The 23,516-nt window shown below is 38.6% G+C and carries 15 protein-coding genes and 3 tRNA genes; 5 read left to right on the plus strand and 13 right to left on the minus strand.

The features are described 5' to 3' along the window. Positions 1-42 precede the first annotated feature (42 nt). Positions 43-2,589 carry an ATP-dependent Clp protease ATP-binding subunit gene (locus tag E0W68_RS05450; protein WP_135218406.1) on the minus strand — a complete coding sequence of 849 codons (2,547 nt, stop codon included), beginning with the start codon at positions 2,587-2,589 and terminating at the stop codon, positions 43-45. A 258-nt stretch (positions 2,590-2,847) separates the two neighbouring features. Here E0W68_RS05450 and gyrA point away from each other — a divergent pair, with 258 nt between their 5' ends. Both gyrA and E0W68_RS05460 read left to right on the plus strand, forming a co-directional pair. Beyond that, a complete protein-coding gene (gene gyrA, locus E0W68_RS05455) occupies positions 2,848-5,397 on the plus strand; it encodes a DNA gyrase subunit A (RefSeq protein ID WP_135218407.1) in 2,550 nt (849 codons plus the stop codon). Positions 5,398-5,414: 17 nt separating this feature from the next. After that, positions 5,415-6,689, plus strand: a complete 1,275-nt coding sequence (locus E0W68_RS05460; protein WP_135218408.1) for a tetratricopeptide repeat protein — start codon at positions 5,415-5,417, stop codon at positions 6,687-6,689. A gap of 70 nt (positions 6,690-6,759) precedes the next feature. Here the strand turns inward: E0W68_RS05460 and pheT are convergent, their stop codons facing one another. After that, the gene (gene pheT, locus E0W68_RS05465; RefSeq protein ID WP_135218409.1) at positions 6,760-9,183 is read right to left on the minus strand and encodes a phenylalanine--tRNA ligase subunit beta; all 2,424 of its coding nucleotides are present in this window, start codon (positions 9,181-9,183) and stop codon (positions 6,760-6,762) included. Positions 9,184-9,334: 151 nt separating this feature from the next. On the opposite strand from pheT, the gene E0W68_RS05470 reads away from it, so the two are divergent. Beyond that, positions 9,335-11,839, plus strand: coding sequence for a M14 family zinc carboxypeptidase (locus tag E0W68_RS05470; RefSeq protein WP_135218410.1), 2,505 nt, complete (start codon positions 9,335-9,337; stop codon positions 11,837-11,839). A gap of 8 nt (positions 11,840-11,847) precedes the next feature. Here E0W68_RS05470 and E0W68_RS05475 read toward each other — a convergent pair whose 3' ends face one another. Beyond that, complete coding sequence (locus E0W68_RS05475) at positions 11,848-12,252, minus strand: response regulator (protein ID WP_135218411.1); 405 nt, start codon at positions 12,250-12,252, stop codon at positions 11,848-11,850. Further along, entirely contained in the window at positions 12,249-13,955 is a 1,707-nt protein-coding gene (locus E0W68_RS05480) for a sensor histidine kinase (protein WP_162845804.1), read from the minus strand. Before E0W68_RS05480 ends, E0W68_RS05475 begins: the two co-directional genes overlap by 4 nt. Positions 13,956-14,347: 392 nt before the next feature. Between E0W68_RS05480 and dnaK the strand changes: the two genes are divergently transcribed. Together dnaK and E0W68_RS05490 are read left to right on the plus strand one after the other, a co-directional pair. Then, complete coding sequence (gene dnaK / locus E0W68_RS05485; protein WP_135218413.1) at positions 14,348-16,255, plus strand: molecular chaperone DnaK; 1,908 nt, start codon at positions 14,348-14,350, stop codon at positions 16,253-16,255. A 134-nt stretch (positions 16,256-16,389) separates the two neighbouring features. Continuing rightward, complete coding sequence (locus tag E0W68_RS05490; protein ID WP_135218414.1) at positions 16,390-17,028, plus strand: hypothetical protein; 639 nt, start codon at positions 16,390-16,392, stop codon at positions 17,026-17,028. A gap of 122 nt (positions 17,029-17,150) precedes the next feature. On the opposite strand, the gene E0W68_RS05495 is transcribed toward E0W68_RS05490, so the two are convergent. The 9 genes from E0W68_RS05495 to E0W68_RS05535 all read right to left on the minus strand — a co-directional run bounded on the left by E0W68_RS05495 (position 17,151) and on the right by E0W68_RS05535 (position 23,515). Next, positions 17,151-18,401 (minus strand): glycoside hydrolase family 5 protein, encoded by a 1,251-nt coding sequence (locus E0W68_RS05495; protein ID WP_135218415.1) that lies wholly within the window; start codon positions 18,399-18,401, stop codon positions 17,151-17,153. Between the two features lie 141 nt (positions 18,402-18,542). Further along, entirely contained in the window at positions 18,543-19,304 is a 762-nt protein-coding gene (locus E0W68_RS05500) for a C40 family peptidase (protein ID WP_135218517.1), read from the minus strand. Positions 19,305-19,479: 175 nt separating this feature from the next. Continuing rightward, positions 19,480-19,836 carry a DUF2200 domain-containing protein gene (locus tag E0W68_RS05505; protein ID WP_135218416.1) on the minus strand — a complete coding sequence of 119 codons (357 nt, stop codon included), beginning with the start codon at positions 19,834-19,836 and terminating at the stop codon, positions 19,480-19,482. Between the two features lie 38 nt (positions 19,837-19,874). Further along, complete coding sequence (locus E0W68_RS05510) at positions 19,875-21,056, minus strand: acetyl-CoA C-acyltransferase (RefSeq protein ID WP_135218417.1); 1,182 nt, start codon at positions 21,054-21,056, stop codon at positions 19,875-19,877. Positions 21,057-21,340: 284 nt separating this feature from the next. Next, positions 21,341-21,414 (minus strand) — tRNA-Arg (locus E0W68_RS05515). Positions 21,415-21,447: 33 nt separating this feature from the next. Further along, positions 21,448-21,522 (minus strand) — tRNA-Pro (locus E0W68_RS05520). An 8-nt stretch (positions 21,523-21,530) separates the two neighbouring features. After that, positions 21,531-21,614: transfer RNA gene (locus tag E0W68_RS05525), tRNA-Ser, on the minus strand. 151 nt (positions 21,615-21,765) lie between these two features. Further along, a complete protein-coding gene (locus E0W68_RS05530; RefSeq protein ID WP_135218418.1) occupies positions 21,766-22,335 on the minus strand; it encodes a hypothetical protein in 570 nt (189 codons plus the stop codon). Positions 22,336-22,339: 4 nt separating this feature from the next. Then, positions 22,340-23,515, minus strand: a complete 1,176-nt coding sequence (locus E0W68_RS05535) for a class I SAM-dependent methyltransferase (RefSeq protein WP_135218419.1) — start codon at positions 23,513-23,515, stop codon at positions 22,340-22,342. Between the last annotated feature and the right edge of the window lies 1 nt (position 23,516).

A 23,516-nucleotide genomic window follows, 5' to 3' on the forward strand; every position in this document is an offset into this window, starting at 1 on the left:
GCTACGGGGATTTTTAATATAGGATGTAAAAAAACAAATTATTTATTCAGCAGGCTTTTCTGCTTTTTTAATGGTAACAACAAGTTCTTTTCCATCTTCATCAAGATCCATGAATATCTCATCGCCACCCGATATTTTCGATGTAATAATTTCTTCGGCAAGAGCATCTTCCACATACTTCTGTATGGCTCTTTTCAGCGGTCTGGCGCCATATTGCTTATCAAAACCTTTTTCGGCAATAAAGCTTGTTGCTTTTTCTGACAGCGTTATGGTATATCCAAGCTCTTTTATCCTGTCATACAGTTTTTGAAGTTCTATGGTAATAATAGCATCAATATCTTCTTTTTCAAGCGGATTAAATACTATAATATCGTCTATTCTGTTAATAAATTCAGGAGCAAAGGTTTTTTTCAGGGCAGCCTCTATAACACCTTTGGCATAATCATCAGCTTGTGCCTTTTTGGCAGATGTTCCAAAGCCTACACCTTGCCCAAAGTCTTTTAACTGTCTTGCTCCAACATTCGATGTCATTACAATAATAGTATTTCTGAAATCTATTTTTCTGCCCAAGCTATCGGTAAGGTAACCATCATCAAGTACCTGTAACAGCATGTTAAATACATCCGGGTGAGCCTTTTCTATCTCATCCAGCAATACTACGCAATACGGTTTTCTTCTCACTTTTTCGGTAAGCTGTCCGCCTTCTTCATAGCCTACATATCCCGGAGGTGCACCCACAAGGCGCGATATGGCAAATTTTTCCATATACTCGCTCATGTCGATACGCACCAATGCGTCTTCAGAGTCAAAAAGCTCTTTGGCAAGCACTTTGGCAAGCTGTGTTTTACCTACGCCTGTTTGCCCTAAGAATATGAAAGATCCGATAGGTTTGTTAGGGTCTTTAAGCCCTGCGCGGTTACGCTGTATCGATTTGGCAACTTTACCTACGGCTTCATCCTGCCCAATAACTTTACCTTTTATGAGTTCCGGCAGTTTTGCCAGTTTATTACTTTCGGTTTGTGCTATACGGTTTACAGGTATTCCTGTCATCATGCTCACTACATCGGCAACATTATCTTCGGTAACGGTAACGCGGTTATTTTTAGAGTCTTCTTCCCATTGTTCCTGGGCTATGGCAAGGTCTTTTTCAATGCGTTTTTCGTCGTCGCGAAGTTTAGCCGCTTCTTCATACTTCTGTTTCTTAACGACCGAATTTTTCAGCTCGCGTACTTCTTCAAGTTGTCTTTCAAGATCAAGAATTTGTTTCGGTACATCAATATTAGTAATGTGCACCCTTGATCCTGCCTCGTCAAGCGCATCAATAGCCTTATCCGGCAGGAAACGGTCGCTCATGTACCTGTTGGTCAGCTTTACGCAAGCCTCAATAGCTTCGTCTGTATAAGTAACACTATGGTGGTCTTCATACTTGTTTTTGATGTTGTTAAGTATGGTAATGGTTTCCTCTACTGATGTAGGTTCTACAATCACTTTCTGGAAACGTCTTTCCAACGCACCGTCTTTCTCTATATACTGTCGGTATTCATCCAGTGTGGTAGCACCAATACATTGTATTTCGCCCCTTGCTAATGCCGGCTTAAACATATTGCTGGCATCCAGCGATCCTGTAGCGCCTCCTGCACCTACTATGGTATGTATCTCGTCTATGAAAAGGATAATATCATCATTCTTTTCCAGTTCATTCATTACAGCCTTCATACGTTCTTCAAACTGTCCGCGGTATTTAGTGCCTGCCACAAGACTGGCAAGGTCTAATGTTACCACACGCTTGTTGAAAAGAATACGCGATACTTTCTTTTGAATAATGCGCAGCGCAAGCCCTTCGGCTATTGCCGATTTACCCACACCCGGCTCACCAATAAGTAAAGGGTTATTCTTTTTTCGTCTGCTCAGTATTTGCGACACGCGTTCAATTTCTTTCTCGCGCCCTACAACAGGATCTAATTTTCCTTCTTCTGCCATTTCGGTAAGGTCACGACCAAAATTGTCCAGTACAGGAGTTTTAGATTTTTTGTTTGTTTTTGCGCCGGAAGAAGGATTGTTGAACGAACTTTCGCGCATACTGTCATCCTGTCCTGCATCATCGTTAAATGATTCTGCACGAGGTAGGTTTTCTAGATAATCTTCTTCGTTTGATGTCATATTGATAAATTCTTCTTTAACAGTTTCGTAATCAATTTTAAGTTTATTAAGTAATTTGGTAGTCGGGTCATTTTCATTACGCAATATACATAACAAAAGATGCGCTGTGCTTATAGACGTGCTCTGGAAAACCTTAGCTTCCAGAAAAGTAGTTCGCAGTGCTCTTTCTGCCTGTCGGGTTAAATGAAGGTTTTTCTTTTCATTGCGCTCTGCATTAGGGTTTGCAGGGCTTAATATCTCGACTTTTCTGCGTAAATGATCCAAATCAATCGAAATGCTGTTTAATATGGAGATAGCCTTGCCGTTGCCGTCTCTCAAGATACCCAGCATCAAGTGTTCCGTACCAATAAAGTCATGCCCCAACCGTAAAGCTTCCTCTTTACTGTAGGTAATTACATCCTTGACTCTTGGTGAAAAATTGTCATCCATAATATGCATTTGTATAATGTAAATATAACTATTTACAAAAGATTTTACAAAAACCGTACCTGTATGGAGGTACTGACATGCTAAGTGACAAAAAAAACATCACAAATAAAAACGTTTTTGCATTACTTTATCAACTGTTTTATGTGGTTTCAATGTTAATAAATTGCAAAAAAATATTAATTAAAGCCTTATCAATGCTAATAAAATTGCGTATATTGGCACGTTTTGTAATAATATAAAATTTTAATATAACTACTTATGGCTGAAGGAGAAAAGTTAATCCCAATTAACATTGAAGACGAAATGAAGTCAGCCTACATTGATTATTCAATGTCGGTAATTGTTTCAAGGGCGCTTCCTGATGTTAGAGATGGCTTGAAACCCGTACACAGAAGAGTACTTTACGGAATGAATGAATTAGGAGTATTTTCTAACCGTGCCCACAAAAAATCTGCAAGGATAGTGGGAGAGGTGTTAGGTAAATACCATCCACACGGCGATACCTCTGTATATGATGCAATGGTGCGTATGGCACAGGAGTGGAGTTTACGTTACCTGCTGGTTGACGGACAGGGTAACTTTGGATCTATAGACGGCGACAGCCCTGCCGCAATGCGTTATACAGAGGCAAGAATGCGCAAGATATCAGAGGAAATAATGGCTGATATTGATAAAGAAACTGTAGATTTTCAATTAAACTTTGACGATACATTACATGAGCCTACTGTAATGCCTACCAGAGTACCTACATTGCTTATAAACGGAGCATCGGGTATTGCGGTGGGTATGGCTACCAATATGCCGCCACACAACCTTACTGAGGTGATAGACGGTACGCTGGCTTATATTGATAATAACGATATTGAGATAGATGAACTGATGAACCATATTAAAGCCCCTGATTTTCCTACAGGAGGCGTAATATATGGTTATGACGGTGTTCGTGAAGCCTTTAAAACAGGTCGCGGAAGAGTTGTTATAAGAGCTAAAGTAAATTTTGAAGAAGTAGATGGCAGGGAGTGTATTATAGTTACCGAGATACCCTATCAGGTAAATAAGGCAGAGATGATTAAGAAAACTGCCGATATGGTTAACGAAAAGAAAATAGAAGGTATTGCCAACATCCGTGATGAGTCGGACAGGAAAGGTATGCGTATCGTTTATATCCTGAAACGTGATGCCGTGCCAAATGTAGTACTCAATACATTATACAAATACACGCAACTGCAATCATCCTTTAGCGTAAACAACATTGCTCTGGTAAAAGGCAGACCGCAAATGCTTAACCTGAAAGACCTGATTCACTATTTTGTAGAACACAGGCATGATGTGGTGGTAAGAAGAACAAAGTTTGACCTTCGTAAAGCTGAGGAAAGAGCTCATATACTGGAGGGGCTCATTATAGCTTCGGATAATATTGACGAGGTTATCCGTATCATCCGAGGTTCTAAAGATGGTGAGGAGGCTCGTGCAAACTTAATAGAACGATTTAAACTTTCGGAAATTCAGGCTCGTGCTATCGTAGAGATGCGTTTAAGACAGCTTACAGGACTGGAGCAGGATAAACTAAGAGCAGAGTATGAGGAAATCATGAAATTGATTACTGAGTTGAAAGCTTTGTTAGAAAGCAAAGAGCTTAGAATGAACCTTATTAAAGAAGAACTTGCCGAAATAAGGGATAAATATGGCGATGAACGCCGTTCGCAAATAGAATATGCAGGAGGCGATGTGAGTATAGAAGACCTTATTGCCGATGAAAGTGTGGTAATTACCATATCGCATGCCGGGTATGTAAAGCGTACTCCGCTTAGCGAATACAAAACACAAAACAGGGGAGGAGTAGGACAAAAAGGAGTGACTACCCGCGATCAGGATTTCTTAGAGCACCTGTTTGTAGCTACCAATCACCAGTACATGCTTTTCTTTACTCAAAAAGGAAAATGTTTCTGGATGCGTGTTTACGAAATTCCCGAAGGAACTAAAACCAGTAAAGGACGCGCTATACAAAACCTTATTAATATAGAGAATGACGATAAGGTAAAAGCATTTATTTGCACGCAAGACCTTAAAGACGAAGAATACATCAACAGTCATTACGTAATTATGGCTACTAAAAAGGGTATTGTTAAGAAAACATTGTTAGAACAATATTCCCGACCAAGGCTTAACGGTATTGCAGCTATTACCATACGGGAAGATGATGAACTGCTGGAAGCTAAACTTACTACAGGCGAAAGCCAGGTATTACTTGCCGTGAAGTCAGGCAAACTCGTTCGTTTTGAAGAAGGTAAAACCCGCCCCATGGGTCGTAACGCATCGGGTGTGCGAGGTATTACCCTGCAAGATGATAATGATGAGGTAATAGGCATGGTTTCTGTAAATGATATGAACAGCGAGATACTTGTGGTATCTGAAAAAGGATACGGAAAACGCTCCAGCCTTGAAGATTACAGAATAACCAACCGAGGCGGTAAAGGTGTAAAAACACTTAATATTACCGATAAGACCGGTGCGCTGGTATCCATAAACAGTGTTACAGATACGGATGATTTGATGATTATAAATAAATCAGGTTTAACCATACGCATGCAAGTGGCAGACCTTAGAGTTATGGGGCGCGCTACACAGGGTGTACGCCTTATAAATATAAAAGGAAACGACTCTATTGCTGCGGTTACTAAAGTGATGCGTGAGGAAGAAGCTGTAGATGAAGCTGTTGAAGGAATGGAAGAAGCGCAAGATGCCCAAAACAGCATAACAGGCGATATAGAGCCTGATACAGAAGATACTAACGAAAAACAGGAATAATTATAAAACACACGATTATGAAAAAATACCTAATAGCAGCATCTTTATTGCTTTCTGTAAGTGTTTTTGCTCAAAAAGACGAACTGAAAGCCTTAAAGAAATTAACGAGTAAGGATGAAATGCCTAATATACAAGAGTTTAAAAAACTTCTTGATGCAGCAGAGGCAAAACTTGAAAGTGCTGACGAAGAACAAAAAGCAGATTTTTACTATTACAAAGGTCAGTTTGCGGCGTTACAGATGATGACAAACCCTGCAACAGCTCAAAAAAATTTGGATATAGCTATAGAAAGCCTTAATAAAGTAATAGAAATAGAAAAAGGGCTCAGAAAGCAGCCACGTACCGAAGAGATACGTCAACAAGTATATCCTGAATTAAGGGCGGCACTTGTAAACCAGGCATCGGCACTGGGTAAACAGCAAAAATATAAAGAAGCCTATCCTTTATACGAAAAGGTATATAGAATAAGCCCTAAAGACACGGTATATTTATACAATGCTGCTGCCTATGCGGTAAACAGCCAGCAATATCCGCAAGCTTTGGAGTATTATAAAGAACTGCAACGCATTGGTTTTACAGGAAGTGTACTTAATTATACTGCCAAAAACCTGGCAACAGGCGAGGTAGAATATTTCGGCGATAAAAAAGTAAGAGATCTGTATGTTGCCAATAAAACGCATGCTGAACCTTCCATATATCGTGAAGAGTCTAAAAAAGGAGAGATTATTAAAAATATTGCTTTAATATACATTAATCAGGGAGAGAAAGAAAAAGGAATGGCTGCGATAGCTGAAGCTAAAAAAGCAAATCCTAACGACACTTCGCTGCTAATGGCTGAAGCGCAAATATACCTTGAAGCTAAAGACTATGAAAATTATAAAAAGGCAGTAACTCAAGTATTAAATCAAGGTTCTCAAGACCCTAACTTATATTTTAATCTGGGTGTTACCAGCGCTAAATCAGGGCAGAAAGAAGAGGCAGCTTTATACTATAAGAAAGCAATTGAGCTTGACCCTAAATATATGGCAGCATATCAAAACTTGGGAATATTGCAGCTTGACGGTGAAGATGCCATTGTGAAAGAGATGAATAGTCTTGGTACATCAAGTAAGGAAATGAAGCGTTATGACGAGTTGAAAAAGAAAAGAGATGATATGTACAAGCAAGCTGTTGTATATCTTGAAAAAGCACATGAAATAAAGCCTGATGATGAGAATATAAAAAGCATACTGGGTACTTTATATCAAGGACTTGAAATGATGGATAAATACAAAGCACTGAAAGCAGAGTAATAAAAACCCATAAATAACAAAAATGCCCCGCTATGCGGGGCATTTTTGTTGATATATAACACAGGGAGGATTATCTCAACTGTGCTCCGGCATCCTTTTCAAGATTTAGCCTTATTTTGTTCATTATTTTATCAATTTGCTCATCAGTAAGCGTTTTGTTATTGTCCTGCAATATAAAGCTAACGGCATACGATTTTTTGCCTTCAGGCAAATTATTACCTTCATATACATCAAACAGGTTAATGTCTTTTAATAACGATTTTTCTGTTTGTCTTGCAATAGCATATATACTCTCAAAGGAAGTGTCGCTATCGACTAATAAAGCCAAATCACGGCGTACTTCAGGAAATTTTGATATTTCGGTGTATTTTATTTTCTCAGAAACGAGTTTTATAATTGATCCCCAATTGAAATCGGCAAAGAAAACTTCTTGCTTGATATCAAATTCTTTAAGAACAGATTTTTTGATAGTTCCCGTTTCTACAAGTATGTCCTGCCCAATGGTATAGGCAAAACCTTCCGCAAAAACATCATTAGTCAATGGCTGTGTTTGGGTTTTGGTAATACCAAGCCTTTCCAATACCATAGTAACCATACCTTTAAACATAAAAAAATCAGATGCCTTTTGGGATTGTGTCCATGACTCTGCCACGCGATTTCCTGTTACGGTCAGTGTAAGGTGTTTGTTTTCATCATACCCTGATGGCAGTTTATGATATGTTTTTCCAAACTCAAACAGCTTTAGGTCGGAACGTCTTCTGTTAATGTTAAATGAAACCGCTTCCAGCGCACTGAACAGTAGTGATTGCCTCATAGCCGAAAGATCGTTACTCAGCGGATTCAACATCAACACATTAAACTCTTCTTTAAGGCTTTCTGATAACTTCACATAGTCCGGAGTAGTAAGCGAGTTTGCCATCATCTCGTTAAAGCCTAATGCTACTAATTGATTGGCTACAATATTTTGCAGTTTATAATCTTCGGTACGTGTAGCGTTAGATATAGATGCGTTTAGCTTTTGGGTAAAGTTGATATTATTATATCCATATACCCTTAGTATTTCTTCAATAACATCAATTTCCCTTTCAACATCCACCCGATAAGCCGGTATTACCAGCCCAAGCCCAATTTCGGACATGGTGTTTATTTTAATATCCAGCGATACTAATATTTTCTTTATTGTTTCTATAGGAATTTCTTGTCCTATTGTTCTTTTTACATGTTCAAAGTTCAGGAAAACAGTATGGTCTTCCACTTTTTTAGGATGAAAATCAATAACATCAGATGTTATTTCGCCTCCTGCGGTTTCTTGTATTAACAAAGCAGCTCTTTTAAGGGCATACTGGGTAATATTCTGGTCAATACCTCTTTCAAAACGGAAAGAAGCATCAGTGCTTATACCGTGCCTTTTAGCTGTTTTTCGTACAGATACAGGGTTAAAATAGGCACTTTCTAAAAATATAGAAGATGTATTTTCGTTAACGCCTGAATTTTTACCGCCCAATACACCGGCTATACACATAGGACCGTTTTCGTCGCATATCATAAGGTCTTCTTCATGCAGTGTTCTTTCTACATCATCCAACGTTACAAATTTAGTACCCGCTTTTACCGTTTTTACAATTACCTTGTTACCCCTTATTTTTCCGGCATCAAAAGCATGCAGCGGTTGCCCAAGTTCATGTAAAACATAGTTGGTAGTATCTACTACATTATTTTTGGGTGTAATACCTATTGCTTTTAGCCTGTTTTGCAGCCATGCAGGCGATGGTTTTACTGTAACCCCTGATATGGTAACCCCGCAATATCTTGGCGCAAGTTTACTGTCTTCTACCGCAACATCTATTTTCAGGGTGCGTTTATCTACCCTAAAGTTACTTACAGACGGGGTAATCAATTCGGTATGAATATTCTTTTGGTTCATTCCCGCACGCAGGTCGCGTGCTACGCCCAAATGGCTCATGGCATCGGCACGGTTGGGGGTAAGTCCTATTTCAAAAACCTCATCGGTTTCTACGTTAAATATCTCGGCTGCAGGCGTACCCGGTTTTAAATCTTCGGGCAGTACCATAATACCATCATGGCTTTCGCCAATACCAAGCTCATCTTCGGCACATATCATACCATGACTTTCCTCACCGCGTATTTTTCCTTTTTTTATCTGAAACGGATTTCCTTCTTTGTCATACAGTGTAGTACCTATGGTAGCTACAGGTACTTTTTGCCCTACAGCTACATTGGGCGCTCCGCATACAATTTGTAAAGGAGTACCATCGCCAATATCAACAGTAGTTATGCGTAATCTGTCAGCATTAGGGTGTTGTACACAAGTAAGTACATGACCCACTACTATACCTTTCAGTCCACCTTTCAACGATTCAAAGTTATCTATACCTTCCACTTCAAGTCCAAGGTCGGTAAGCAGGTTGGCAGTTTCCTCAGATGTCGATTCTAATTTTATGAATTGTTTTAACCAGTTATAGGATATACGCATTTTGGTAATTTGTTTTTAGAGCAAGCAAAGATAAGAATTACCCCTTAAATAGTTTTGCTGTAATTGTTATTTAAAGAAAATATATGCTGCATACCGTGTGTTTTTTGTTGTAAAGGTAAAATCCTTACATTTGGTTTTCTAAATACCGCACATGAAAAAACTCTGTACAGCCCTCTTTTTAATTGTAACAGCCTTTACACTTAATGCCCAGGTAAACAGCCCGAGGCAGTTTTTACCTAATTACGGTAAACATGTTACCTATTATGACCAACTGGAAGATTATTTTGAGCAGTTGGTACAGCAGTCTGACTATATAATGCAGCAGCCTTACGGAGAAACTCCGGAAGAAAGGGCTTTGAATGTATATTTTATTTCAACCCCCGAAAATTTAAAAGAACTGCAAAACATAAGGGAGAACCATTTGTACAGTATAGGCATGGCTGATAAAAAGCCGGTAAGTGTTCAGGATAAAGCCATTGTATGGCTCAGCTTTAATGTACACGGCAATGAGCCTGCGGCAGCAGAGAGCGCTATGAGCGTAGCGTATGAACTGGTAAACCCCGAAAATGTGGCAACCAAAGAATGGCTGAAGAATACTATTGTAATACTGGATCCATGCCTTAACCCCGACGGGTTTGCCCATTATACCAACTGGCTACGTTCCGTAACGGGATGGAACACTCACCCCGGTGCTGATGACAGGGAACACATGGAGCCCTGGCCCGGGGGCAGGCAGAACCACTATGCTTACGACCTTAACCGTGACTGGGCATGGCAAACGCAGCCTGAAACCCAACAGCGTATGCTGCTGTATAATGAATGGATGCCTATGGTGCATGTAGATGTGCACGAGATGGGGTATAACGAGCCTTATTTCTTTCCGCCCGCAGCAGAGCCTATACATGATTTTATAGCGCAGTACCAAAAAGATTTTCATAACAGTATAGGTGAGAATACATCAAAAAAGTTTGATGCCAAAGGCTGGAGTTACTATACCCGTGAGCGTTTTGATTTGTTTTATCCGAGTTATGGTGATACCTACCCGTGTTTTAACGGTGCTGTGGGTATGACCTATGAGCAGGGCGGCATAAATGCAGGACGTGCCATAAAATTAAGAAACGGTACTATACTCACGTTGCAGGACAGGATAGATCATCATACTATGGCAGTACTTACAGCTTTAGAAACGGCATCTAAGCAAAAAGATAAGCTGGTTAAAAATTTCAGGAATTTTTTTAAAGAAAGCCGAGAAAACCCGAAAGGTAAGTACAAGTCTTATGTACTGAAAAACAGTGGTAAAACACTGCAAATGACAAAACTGTTGGAGCGAAATAAAATAGCGTATGCTTATGCTGATGAAACCAAAAAAACATCCGGTTACCATTATCAGTCCGATAGTGATAAAGATTTTACCATAGAGCCAAATGACATTATAGTAAGTGTAAACCAGCCTAAAGCAGTACTCACACAAGTGTTGTTTGAACCTTACCAGCATCTTTCGGATAGTTTGTCTTATGATATTACCGCCTGGGCATTACCCCATGCCTATGGTATAGAAAGTTATGCTCTTAAAAATAATCCTTCTGTACAAACAAAGCCACAGGTAAGCCATAAAGGCAAACTGGAATATGATAATGTCTATGCATACTATATTCCTTGGAATGGGCGCGAATCGGTAAAAGTACTGGCTTCACTACATCAAAATAACATACAGGTGCGCATGGCACAAAAAGAATCGTTATATAGAGGGATTAGGATAAAAAAAGGGGACCTCATTGTTTTAACCAGTGATAATAAGATACGGGAATCTTTTATACCTACTATGGATGTACTACTTGCTGATAAACCTGACTATGAGGTTATAGAAAGCGGTTTTTCTGTTGAGGGGGCTGATTTGGGCGGAGAGTACTACGCATTGTTAAAAGCTCCGAAAGTAATGTTACTCTCCGGGAGCGATATTAGTGCTACTGACTTTGGGCAGGTGTGGTTTTATATGGAACAAATAGTTAATTATCCTTTAAGTATTGTTGAACTTCAAAATTTTGACAGGATTAATTTTACAGAATACAACACGTTGATTTTACCTGATGGTAATTACAGTTTTACAGCAACGCAAATAGCGGAAATTAATAGTTTTATTGAGCAAGGCGGAAAAGTCATGGCTATGGGCAAAGCATTGGGTGTTTTTGAAGACGCTACCGGTTACAGCCTTACGAAACGTAGTGCTGAAGATGACAATACTGTTGAAACAGACAGCGAGGAGCTGCAAGATTTTAGTGACCGACTTTTAAATTATGATAATCTGGAACGCGAAGCTATATCTAACGTTGTGCCGGGTGCTATTATTGAAAATATATTGGACAAAAGCCACCCCTTAGCCTACGGGTTGGGAGACAGCTACTATAGCCTGAAGACGGATGCCTCTCGTTATAAACTATTGAAAGGTGCTGAAAATGTAATATATGTACCTGCCAATTATAAAAGCTTTGGCTTTATAGGGCATAATCTGAAAAAGAATCTGGAAAACACAGTTACATTTGCCGTAGAGCGCAAAGGAGCAGGGCAGGTAATTTATATGGTAGATAACCCCCTGTTTCGTGGTTTTTGGGAAAATGGGAATTTGTTATTCAGTAATGCTTTATTCTTAGTCAACTAAAATGTTGTTTATTTTGCGCAGTCCAGCTTATCTATTACCTGCTCCAGCATCTCTTTGGTTAGCGGTTTTGTTTTAAAATCTGCCAAAATTCCCTGTGTATGGGCTATTGCCTGGTCATCTGGGGCATCGGGTGTGCCTATCATAACCACAATCATGCTGGTTTGTAGTTTGCAATCCAGATTTTTATAATGACTTATAAATTCCCAGCCATTCATGCCCGGCATATTGATATCTAAAAAAATAAGTTCGGGCAATACAGATGAACAACAATTCATTAAATAATCAAGTGCTTCCCTGCCGGATTCTTTTGCTATAACATGGCTTGAAGCATTGTTTTTCCGTATTACCCTTTCATGAAAAAAATTATCAATCTTGTTATCGTCTATAAGCATTATACAGTTCAGTTGTCTCATCCTTTAAAATTAAAAATAGTAAATTTAAATACTGTACCTCCTTCAGCGCGGGGTTCTGCCCAAATTTTCCCGCCATGCATTTCAACAATTTTTTTACAGTTGGCAAGACCTATCCCGTGTCCCTCATACTCATCAGTCTTATTAAGACGCTGAAATATAAGGAAAATTTTTTCACAATACTCAGTTTCAATACCTATTCCGTTATCAGTAACCGAAAAGCGGTAGTAACCTGTTTCTTTTTCACATGAAACACTTATTTCAGGTAATTCGTCAATCCTGCAAAACTTTACTGCATTGTTTATAAGGTTTTGAAAAAGTTGTTGCAGTTCCGTTTCATAACCATTCATTACAGGCAGTTGCCCCACTACGGTTACCTGTGCTTTCTTATGGGTTATTAAGGTGCTTAAATCGTTAATAACATTTTTTACTAATTGGTTACAATCTACCAAAGTCATTTTTTTATTACGACCCAATTTTCCGAAATCGAGTAAAGACTTTACAAGTATAGTCATGCGACCTGTTGCTGCATCCATAACTTTCAGGTATTCTTTAATTTCTTCATTAATCTGCTCAGGATAGTCCTCTTCCAGCAATTTTATGTAATTAGAAACAGTGCGCAACGGTTCCTGCAAGTCATGAGAAGCTATAGAATTAAATTGTTCCAGTTCCTGGTTTTTAGATTGTAATTCCGCTACTTGTTGCTTAATGATGTCTTCATATCTTTTTCTGTCAGTGATATCAACAATAGATGTTAAACAAACAACCTCGTTCCGTATTTTTATAGGTATAAACACCATTTCGGCAGGAAACTCACTGTTGTTTTTCCGGATGGCTATTATTTCTTCTTCGTCAGTAACTCCATAATGCACCTTTATCCGTTTTTTAAAGAAATTTACCCTCCATGTATCATAATCGTCATGCATTTTTTTGGGCAGTATCAGTTTAAGAGGTTTACCTACCAACTCATTCTTTTTAAAACCATACAAAAGCTCGGTTTGATTATTAACCATCACAATGCTTCCTTCCTTATCAGATATAACCAATGCATAGGGCGCAGATTGTACAGCCAATTTGAAGTTTTGCTGGGCTGTATTCCTTTCCGCTTCCGCTTTATTCAGTGCTTGCGATGTTTCCCAAATTATAAAAAGCCCTACCATCATTAAAATAATTGTTTGTACGGCACTGCCAAACTCATGGCTAAACCAATGATATCGATGGTCTAACAGATGGAGATAACCTAATATTATTATAGCTATCATAAGCTCTGCAAAAATTCGGCGCGCCATAATATTGCCAATTTTTTTGCCTGTAAAAATTCCTGTTAAACCTAACGTAGGATATACTAAAGCAATTGAGGTGGAAAATAAAAAAAAGCCGAAGGCAGCATATACTGACATGGGCTTAAAGGAAAAAGTATAAAGTTCAGGAACGCCCGTGAGATAACCTATTATAACGACAAATGAAATTAAGGTGACAGTATTAAAAAAATAGGCAGATATTTTTTTTGCAATATAATTGTTAAAAGTTCTGCTGATAAGTCCCAGCGAAATGAGGATAAAGCAAAAGCTTGTTTGCGGTACCATACCAAAACGTATCCAGTTGATGGAGTAATAGTCTAAAGCATCTATCAGTGCCAATACTGAACAGCCTATAATGGTTAAAGACAGTAAGTGTGAACCAAAAACAAGGTGCCTTTTTTTCATTAGCTGAAAAATTGAAGTTATACCTAAAAGTTTAAAGCAGACTGCTGAGTTTAGAGCCATTGGCAAATTTCCTATTTTTTCGGGGGAGGCAATCTTTAATTGTAAGGATATATAAAAAATTATCATATAAGTACCCAATAGTGTTATTAGGACAGAAGAAGCCATTGCCAGTTTTTTAAACCTACGTTTTTGGTATTTCATTTATCGAATAAGGAATTTTAATTTGCTAAAATAATGTTTTTAATTTAAACAAACTTTGTAAGATACAATGCCATCTTGTCATATTCTACTGTCAATTTACAGCTTATTTATTGCTTGGCATAGTCATTGACTACTATGTAACCGAGTAAATACATAAACAAAACAAATTCAGAAATAAAACTTTTAAACAAATGAGTAAAATAATCGGAATTGACTTAGGGACAACCAACTCGTGTGTAGCCGTTATGGAAGGCGGGGAACCGGTGGTAATATCTAATGCTGAAGGAAAAAGAACAACGCCATCAGTAATTGCTTTTGTTGAGGGCGGAGAAATCAAGGTTGGTGACCCTGCTAAAAGACAGGCAGTAACCAATCCTACAAAAACAATATCTTCTATAAAACGTTTTATGGGTAATAAATACTCAGAAAGTACAAAAGAAGTAGGCAATGTACCTTATAAAGTAATAAAAGGAGATAATGACACCCCGCGTGTAGATATCGACGGGCGTTTATATACACCACAGGAGTTGAGCGCAATGACACTCCAAAAAATGAAAAAAACTGCCGAAGATTATCTTGGGCAAACCGTAACCGAAGCAGTTATTACAGTTCCTGCTTACTTTAACGATGCACAACGTCAGGCTACTAAAGAAGCCGGAGAAATTGCAGGACTTAAAGTGAGAAGAATTATAAACGAACCTACTGCGGCAGCACTTGCCTACGGACTTGACAAAGCAGGGAAGGATCAAAAAATTGCAGTATATGACCTTGGAGGAGGTACATTTGATATCTCTATCCTTGAGTTAGGCGATGGTGTATTTGAAGTACTATCTACAAATGGTGATACACACCTTGGCGGTGATGATTTTGACCAGGTAATTATCGACTGGCTTGCCAACGAGTTTAACAGCGAAGAAGGTATAGACTTGCGTAAAGACCCAATGGCATTGCAGCGTTTAAAAGAAGCTGCCGAGAAAGCAAAAATTGAGCTTTCGTCTTCTACTCAAACAGAAATTAACCTGCCGTATGTTACCGCTACAGCATCAGGACCTAAACACTTGGTAAAAACATTAACAAGAGCTAAATTTGAGCAATTGGCAGATGAGCTTGTAAAACGCTCTATGCTGCCATGCGAAAAAGCACTTAAAGATGCAGGATTAAAAACATCAGATATTGATGAGGTAATACTTGTAGGAGGTTCTACACGTATCCCGAGAATACAGGAAGAAGTAGAGAAATTTTTTGGTAAAAAGCCATCAAAAGGCGTTAACCCGGATGAGGTTGTAGCCATAGGTGCTGCTATACAAGGTGGTGTACTTACAGGAGATGTAAAAGATGTGTTACTGCTTGACGTTACTCCGCTTTCACTGGGTATCGAAACTATGGGCGGTGTAATGACTAAGCTGATAGAAGCCAATACTACAATACCTACCAAAAAATCGCAGGTATTCTCTACAGCAGCCGATAATCAGCCATCTGTAGAAATACACGTGTTGCAAGGTGAAAGACCAATGGCTACCGATAACAAAACTATAGGTCGTTTCCACTTAGACGGTATTCCGCCTGCACCAAGAGGTGTACCACAAGTTGAAGTAACGTTTGATATTGATGCCAATGGTATCATCAAAGTATCGGCTACTGATAAAGGAACAGGTAAATCGCACGATATACGTATTGAGGCTTCTTCAGGATTAACGCAGGAAGAAATAGACAGAATGCGTAAAGAGGCAGAAATTAATGCCGAAGCTGATAAAGCAGCTAAAGAAAAAGTTGACAAGCTGAACGAGGCTGACGGAATGATTTTCCAAACGGAAAAACAACTTTCAGAGTTTGGCGATAAACTATCAGATGCCAACAAGCAGCCGATAGAAGCAGCGCTTGAAGAGCTTAAAAAAGCCTACGAAACGAAAGATGTAGCTACTATACAGCCTGCACTTGACAAGATAAACGAGGCTTGGAAAAACGCATCGGAAGAAATGTATAAAGCACAAGCAGAAGGCGGTGCTCAAGGTGGTGCACAACAAGCACAGCCGGAAGGCGCGCAGCAAGCCGGTGGCGATGATGAAGTACAGGATGTTGACTTTGAAGAAGTAAAATAATTCTCATCTAAAGATTTTTAGATAAGAGATTATAGATAATAGAAAAACGCCCCACAATTTTGTGGGGCGTTTTTTTTTATATCTTATACGGAATAAATCCATCTATAAAAATAAACAATTAAAACCAATAGACTATGAATAACTTACCGACATTCTTTAATTATACAGAAGAAGGACCCACTGATAATGGGTATGAAACAATACAAGACTTTTTTTTAAGTTGGACATTAAGGTGTTCAAAAGATAAATACAAAGAGGGGAATGGTTTACTTAATTCTTATGCCAAGAGAGTATTGTATTCTTTATTATATGGCAATAATAGTAAAGATATCGAAGATAATATCTATAAAGTTGATTTTGATAATGGTTTCGAAGATTTTAAAGTTATCGAAGTAAAAACGAAAAGACAATATAAAGGGGTTGACCTACTCGTAGAAGTGGAAGTTTTATTAAACAATAAAAGAGAGAAATATATTTTAAATATTGAAAATAAATGGTATACTAATGTATCAGATTATCAATTGACAAAGAATATTAATTCTATCAGTAACTATAAAAATTTTAATTTAGAAGAAATACAATTAATTAATATTGTTATTTTTTGTGACGGGGCTATTTATGGTAGGAATGTACATATATGCAGGAACAACAATTATAGGTTTACTAATATTGATGAACTTAAAGTATTAGCAGGGATGTATGACTTGGGAAAAACAGGTAACGAACTATTTGATACATATTGGATAGATATTTTTAATCAAAAAGAGAATTAAATTGCTGAAAGTAAATTTTCGATAATAAAAAACGCCCCACAATTTTGTGGGGCGTTTTTTATTTATTTTCAAATTGTCTAACAAATCCAACAATCCAACAATCTAAATGTCCAATTATCTAATTAATCAATTGTGAAGCCCAACCCTTCAATATAACCTTTATTTTGGAAACAGTTTTCATATTTACAATTTTCAAGATATTGATTTAAAGCCTGTTGTGTTTTTCCTCTGTCGGGCATATTTTCGCGGATATTTTTAAAAGAGCTGCGGTCGCTTTCGGCATATTGGGTTATCAAATCATAGTTTTCGGGTTGTTCAAAATTCATGATGCCTTTAGTATTATCCATTTTTTTGTAAGGCCAAAATGCCCAACTGATTTCGTTTTTATCGAGTAGCGTTCTGAAATCCATAACCCATTCATCGGTATTTTCACCTGTTTCGCCAATATAGATAGGTACATTATGCCTATCGCGAAAATCAACATAATTTTGAATAGCCTCTTGGTTTACATCAAACCAGTATTTATGAAATTCATATACAACATTATCATCCGGTAGTTCTTCAAATACGCCAAAGTCGCCCGCCCAAATAGCGCCGTTCAGGAAAATAATATGTTTTTCATCCACCATCCGGATGTCCTTAATCATCCGCTTATACAGTAAAAACAGCCTGTGGTTATAATCAGGAATTTCTTCTTTAAAATAATGGGCAAAAGGCTCATTCACTATATCATAACCTATAATTATCGGGTCATTTTTATAACGTTCGGCTATTTTTACCCATACCGCACTCATTTCATCCTGCGACGACTGGCTGAAAAATAACCAAGGATATCCATAACTGTCATCTATATTATCGCCTGTTTGTCCGCCCGGAGCACAGTGCATATCGAGCAACACATACAGGTTTTCCTGTCGGCACCAGTCCAATATGCGGTCAAAGTAAACAAAGCCAGAGTTACGTTTGCCCATATACAGGTCATTTGTAAATAGTTTATAGTGAAAGGGGAGGCGTATATGGTTACAACCAATGCGTTTAAGATACTTAATATCCTCATGTGTCATGTAGTTGTCCAAGTAGCGATTCCAAAAGGCAGCAAGACTGTCAGGGCCAATCATTTCATGGAGCAGCTCATCAATTTTACTGGGAGAGCTAATTTTTCCTGTTTTAAACATATACCCTTCGGGTACAAGCCAGTTGCCGATGTTAGTGCCTTTTAGTGTGATGGGAGCACCTTTTGCATCAATAATAATACTGCCTTTGGTTTGGAGTATTTTATCGGGTGATGGTTTAGATTTGTATGCTGTTGAGCACGATGTGCAAAGCATTATCAGTGCCAGATACAGGCATAGCGTGATGTAATTTTTGTTCATTTCGGTAAAATGATTTAGAATAGATGCCCTAAAGATAAAAATTAGTAATCATCTTTTCTGAACCAATTACCTATACTGTGAAAAATACGCCCGAAGAAGTTTTTTTAATCTCCCGGAAATCAAAACATCTTTAAATTACTTTTATATTATTTTTTTAATAACCCTTAGTTTATGGGTATGCCTGCGGGTATCAATGTTATAAATGCCCAAATGGTCTAAACGGTCTATACGTACCTTGCCATGCGCATGTATAATGTAGTTATCTTCCATAATAATACCTACGTGTATTATTATGCCCTCGTCGTTATCAAAAAAAGCAAGGTCGCCCGGTTCGCTTTCCTCAATAAAGCTCAGGGCATCACCTTGTGTGGCTTGTTGCGAGGCATCGCGCAGCAGTTTATAACCATTTAGCTTATATACCATTTGCGTAAAGCCGGAGCAATCTATACCAAAAGGCGTTTTACCGCCCCACATATACGGAGCATTAAGGTACATAAAGGCAGTGCGAAGCAGGTTGTGTTTGCCTGTAACCCCTGTCGTTTTTAAGCCCTCAAAGCTATAATTTTCGGTATTGATACCGGAATGATCTAAAAAAGATAGGGAAGACCCAATGGGTATGGGTAATAATTGATTGTTTGGGGCTGTTATATATTCAATAAGGTCGGCATTTAATACAGCCGGCGCTTTGCTGAGATAATTGTAATCAGCTTCGGCTACCGCCCTGAATTGTTTATTGTCTATCCATCCGGTATAATTATCAAAAGCCAGTTCAATGAGTGACCATTTCGGATTTTGCTCTAAAATCCTGAAATGCTCTCCGAACAATACCTGCGATGTCATTTCGCTTCGGTCAGAGGGCTCCAGCCGTAATGGTACAATGGCAAGGTTACAAATACCAAACATCATTATAATTTAATAAATTTTTATTTTCTATCGGTTATAGCCAAAAAATTGGCGTTGCCTCATCCAAAACCACAAATATAGCAGTTAATTCTGAAGCAACGCCAATTACTGTTGTTGTTTTAGCCTAAGTTAATAACCTTTTTACGGCTCACTTAGTATAAAACACTATGTGTCTTTAGGCTACACGCAAAATCTTTTCCATCTTACGTCCTTTTGCCAATTCATCTACCAGTTTGTCAAGATATCTTGCCTTTTGTGTTAAAGGGTTCTCAATCTCTTCTATACGATATCCGCAAATTACACCGGTAATAAGATGTGCATTAGGATGTAAAGATGCCTCCTGAAAGAACTGCTCAAAAGTTACTTTTGCGGCAATAAGTTTCTGCAATTTTTTGGCATCATAACCGGTTAACCACTCAATTACTTGCTGCAATTCTGCTACGGTTCTTCCTTTTTTCTCCACTTTTGTGATATAATGCGGATATACCGAAGCGAATGTCATTTTTGCAATACGCTCATCGTGACTGCTCATAGCCTCTTATGTTTTATTCTTAAAAACAGTAAAATAGATTATGCTCTTTCAATAACAATAGCCGAAGCACCACCGCCACCGTTACAAATAGCTGCTGCACCTGTTTTGGCATTGTTTTGCTGTAATACATTGATAAGTGTAACAATGATTCTTGCGCCCGAACATCCCAGTGGGTGACCTAATGATACCGCCCCGCCGTTTACATTTACTTTGGCAGCATCAAGCCCCAATATTTTAGTATTGGCAATACCTACTACAGAGAAGGCTTCGTTAAACTCGAAAAAGTCAACATCTTCTTTACTGATACCGGCTTTATCCAATGCTTTTGGTAATGCTTTTGATGGCGAGGTAGTAAACCATTTTGGTTCTTGTTCAGCATCTGCATACGACTTAATGTAAGCTAACGGTTTAAGTCCAAGCTCGTTTGCTTTTTCTTCGCTCATAAGTACCAATGCTGCTGCACCGTCATTTATAGTAGAGGCATTAGCGGCTGTTACTGTACCATCTTTTGTAAAAGCAGGGTTAAGCGCAGGAATTTTATCCATTTTCACATTAGTGTACTCCTCATCTTTAGTAACCATAACAGGCTCGCCACGACGTTGTGGTACAGCAACCGGTACAACTTCGTTGTCAAATTTACCTTCGCTCCACGCTTTTGCAGAACGCTCGTAAGAGTTGATTGCAAAAGCATCTTGTTCTTCTCTTGATATATTATATTCAGTAGCACAAAGATCGGCACATACACCCATAGCGTTGTTATCATACGCATCGCTAAGTCCGTCTTTTTGCATACCGTCTGTCAAAGTAGCGGGACCAAATTTATGCTCAGTCCTCATGTGTACATAGTGGGGGATAAGGCTCATGTTTTCCATACCTCCGGCAACTATTATTTCGGCATCGCCGCACATAATGCTTTGTGCGCCCTGCATAACGGCTTTCATACCCGATGCACATACTTTATTAATAGTTGTTGCAATAACGCTGTCAGGAAGCCCTGCATGCCTTGCAGCCTGCCTTGCGGGAGCTTGCCCTACGCCTGCCTGTACTACATTACCCATTAAAACTTCGTCAACCTTATTGGGGTCAAGGTTTATTTTTTCTAACGCTCCTTTTATAGCAGCGGCACCAAGCATCGGTGCCGGTACTGTTGACAGAGCGCCCATGAAACTCCCTATTGGCGTACGTACAGCCGAAACAATTACTACTTTCTTATTTTCCATTATAAATGCTTTTGTTTGTTGATATTGCGAAATTAATGATTTTTATGGTTTATAAGAATAAACTATTTAAAAATCTTCTTTAAATAAGGGTATGTGTTGTGAATGATTTATATATATTACTTTTTGATATGAAGTACACTTATGTTAAAGTCATAAATACAAAGTGCAATTTAAGTACATTTTTATCTCGAAATACATCAAAATATCTCAGTAAAAGTATAAAATATCAGAAATGAAAAATGTATAAAACAAAAAAACCACTGATAAACAGTGGCTTTGTGCTGTGATCGCGACAGGATTCGAACCTGTGACCGCCTGCTTAGAAGGCAGGTGCTCTATCCAGCTGAGCTACGCGACCCTGAATCCTGCGGATTGCAATATTTTTGTGTAGTCGGGGTGGCAGGATTCGAACCTGCGGCCTCCTGCTCCCAAAGCAGGCGCGATAACCGGGCTACGCTACACCCCGAAAAGAAGCGGAGAGACAGGGACTCGAACCCTGGCGACGGTTGCCCGTCGACAGATTAGCAATCTGCTCCGTTACCACTCCGGCACCTCTCCTTTCTGCAAAAAGGCTTACCCTTTTTGCGGTTGCAAATGTAACTTATTTATTCAATTAACTGCAACTATTTTTAAAGGTTTTTTAATTTTTTTTATGACGTTTAATTAAAGCCTTTAACACTCAATGCTCTACAATAACAGTAAAAAGGTGTTATTGTATGCATTTTAGGTAATTCATGAAATATTTATCGGGAAAATATTGTTTTTTCATTGTTTCGCTGTTCAGCTCGCTGCGAATGGGGTAGTCAATAGTTTCAGTAGTATATTTTACTCTTATAAAGGTTATAGTCGATTTTTCAAGTTCTTCCAATGAGCCTTTTGTAAACAGAAAAGTACTTGATAGTATCCTGATATTGTTTTTTTCCATACTATCATACACAAGTCCCGCACATTGGTTATCCAGGGCATTAATAAGTGTTACCACTTTACCGTTAGTAAGTTGCAGGTGTATCTTGGATGTTTTGTCAAGGCAGTATAATTGCGGAAAATCTTTACTTTTTGATAAAAGCTGAAAGTTGAGCAGGGGCGTACCGCCACTATTGGTGAGCGAAAAGAAAATAAACTGCGAGCTGTTGCCAAATACTTTTTCATACATCATCTGTTCTCCCGTCGTTTTCAGTTCTGTACCATCTTCAGTATTTTCAACAGTATAATTGCAATCCGTTTGGGCTATAGTGGTTGTACTTACAGCTATCAGCAGGATTATAAACCAATTTTTCATTTCGTTATATTTTGGCACAAAGTAACACAATTTTATCATTTTGTATGTTGGTTGTAAAAAAAGCATACGTGTCGCCGCCATCTTTTATTTTCCATTTTTTTTGTATCTCCGCAACGGTTTGCGGAAAGTTTCGTACTGTCACGTTCATTTTGCAGCCTTCTATGTGCTGTTTTATTTCTGCTTTTTGATAGGGAAGTATTTTTTTAACCATAAATCGCCTGCCTGTAAAGGCAATCAGATCATCGGATGTATATAACTGCGAGTGTTTGTGTAGCTTATCAATTTTAAAATGGGTGCTTACGGCATCAAATGCCCCCGATTTCATTACGGCGCTATTAGGCTCATACAGGTATTTTTTAGGTAAGGCATACGTAGCTTCGGCATCATTATCCCATTGTGTTACGAAAGTTGAAGTTTCTTCTTTAGTTATAGATACAGCTTCTATAACGGGTGTTCCTGTATAGCCTTTTTCTAATATCCAGAGCAGTTCTTTAACCTCGTTATGTATTGCCACTATATGTATTGCTTTAACGGAATGAAGCTCGGATAACCCCGCCGAAATATCGAGCAGGGGAGCGGTTTTTATCATGATGTTTTTACTGTACTTAAAATAGAAGTCCAGCAGTTCAGGAACATTAGGCAGGCAGTCTTTCAGGAGGAATACTTTTCCTTTCGCATCGCTTCTGCGTGATGGGTCTATATACATCCAGTCCCACTGCCTGTCCAGTAGCTTTAATGTTTCGGTACTGTCACCCGGTATGCATTCAATAGTATCGACTCCTAATAGTTTAAAGTTATGAGATGCAACAGCCGAAAGCTCCGGGTTGAGTTCGCAGTGCGAAACATGATTTATGTTTTTTGCAAAATAATAATCATCGATACCAAAACCTCCTGTAAGATCAATAAGGCTTTCGCCTGAAACAAGGTTGGCCTTATACTGTGCTGCTGTTTCGGATGAGGTTTGCTCTATCGATATTTTTTCGGGATATATAATGTTGTTGGTGTTAAACCATGTGGGCAGCTTTTCTTTCGCTTTTTCGCGGGCTGCTATTTGGTTTACTATTTCGCGCCATTCCACATAGGGGAACGGGTTTTTCATCAAGGCAAGTTTGGCTATGGGCTTGCCTGTATTTTCAATTATAAATTGCTGTATTTCCGGCTCTGATAATTTTGGGTTCAAT

The sequence above is a fragment of the Flavobacterium salilacus subsp. salilacus genome, from assembly GCF_004634195.1.
GTDB classification, from domain to species: Bacteria; Bacteroidota; Bacteroidia; order Flavobacteriales; family Flavobacteriaceae; genus Flavobacterium; species Flavobacterium salilacus.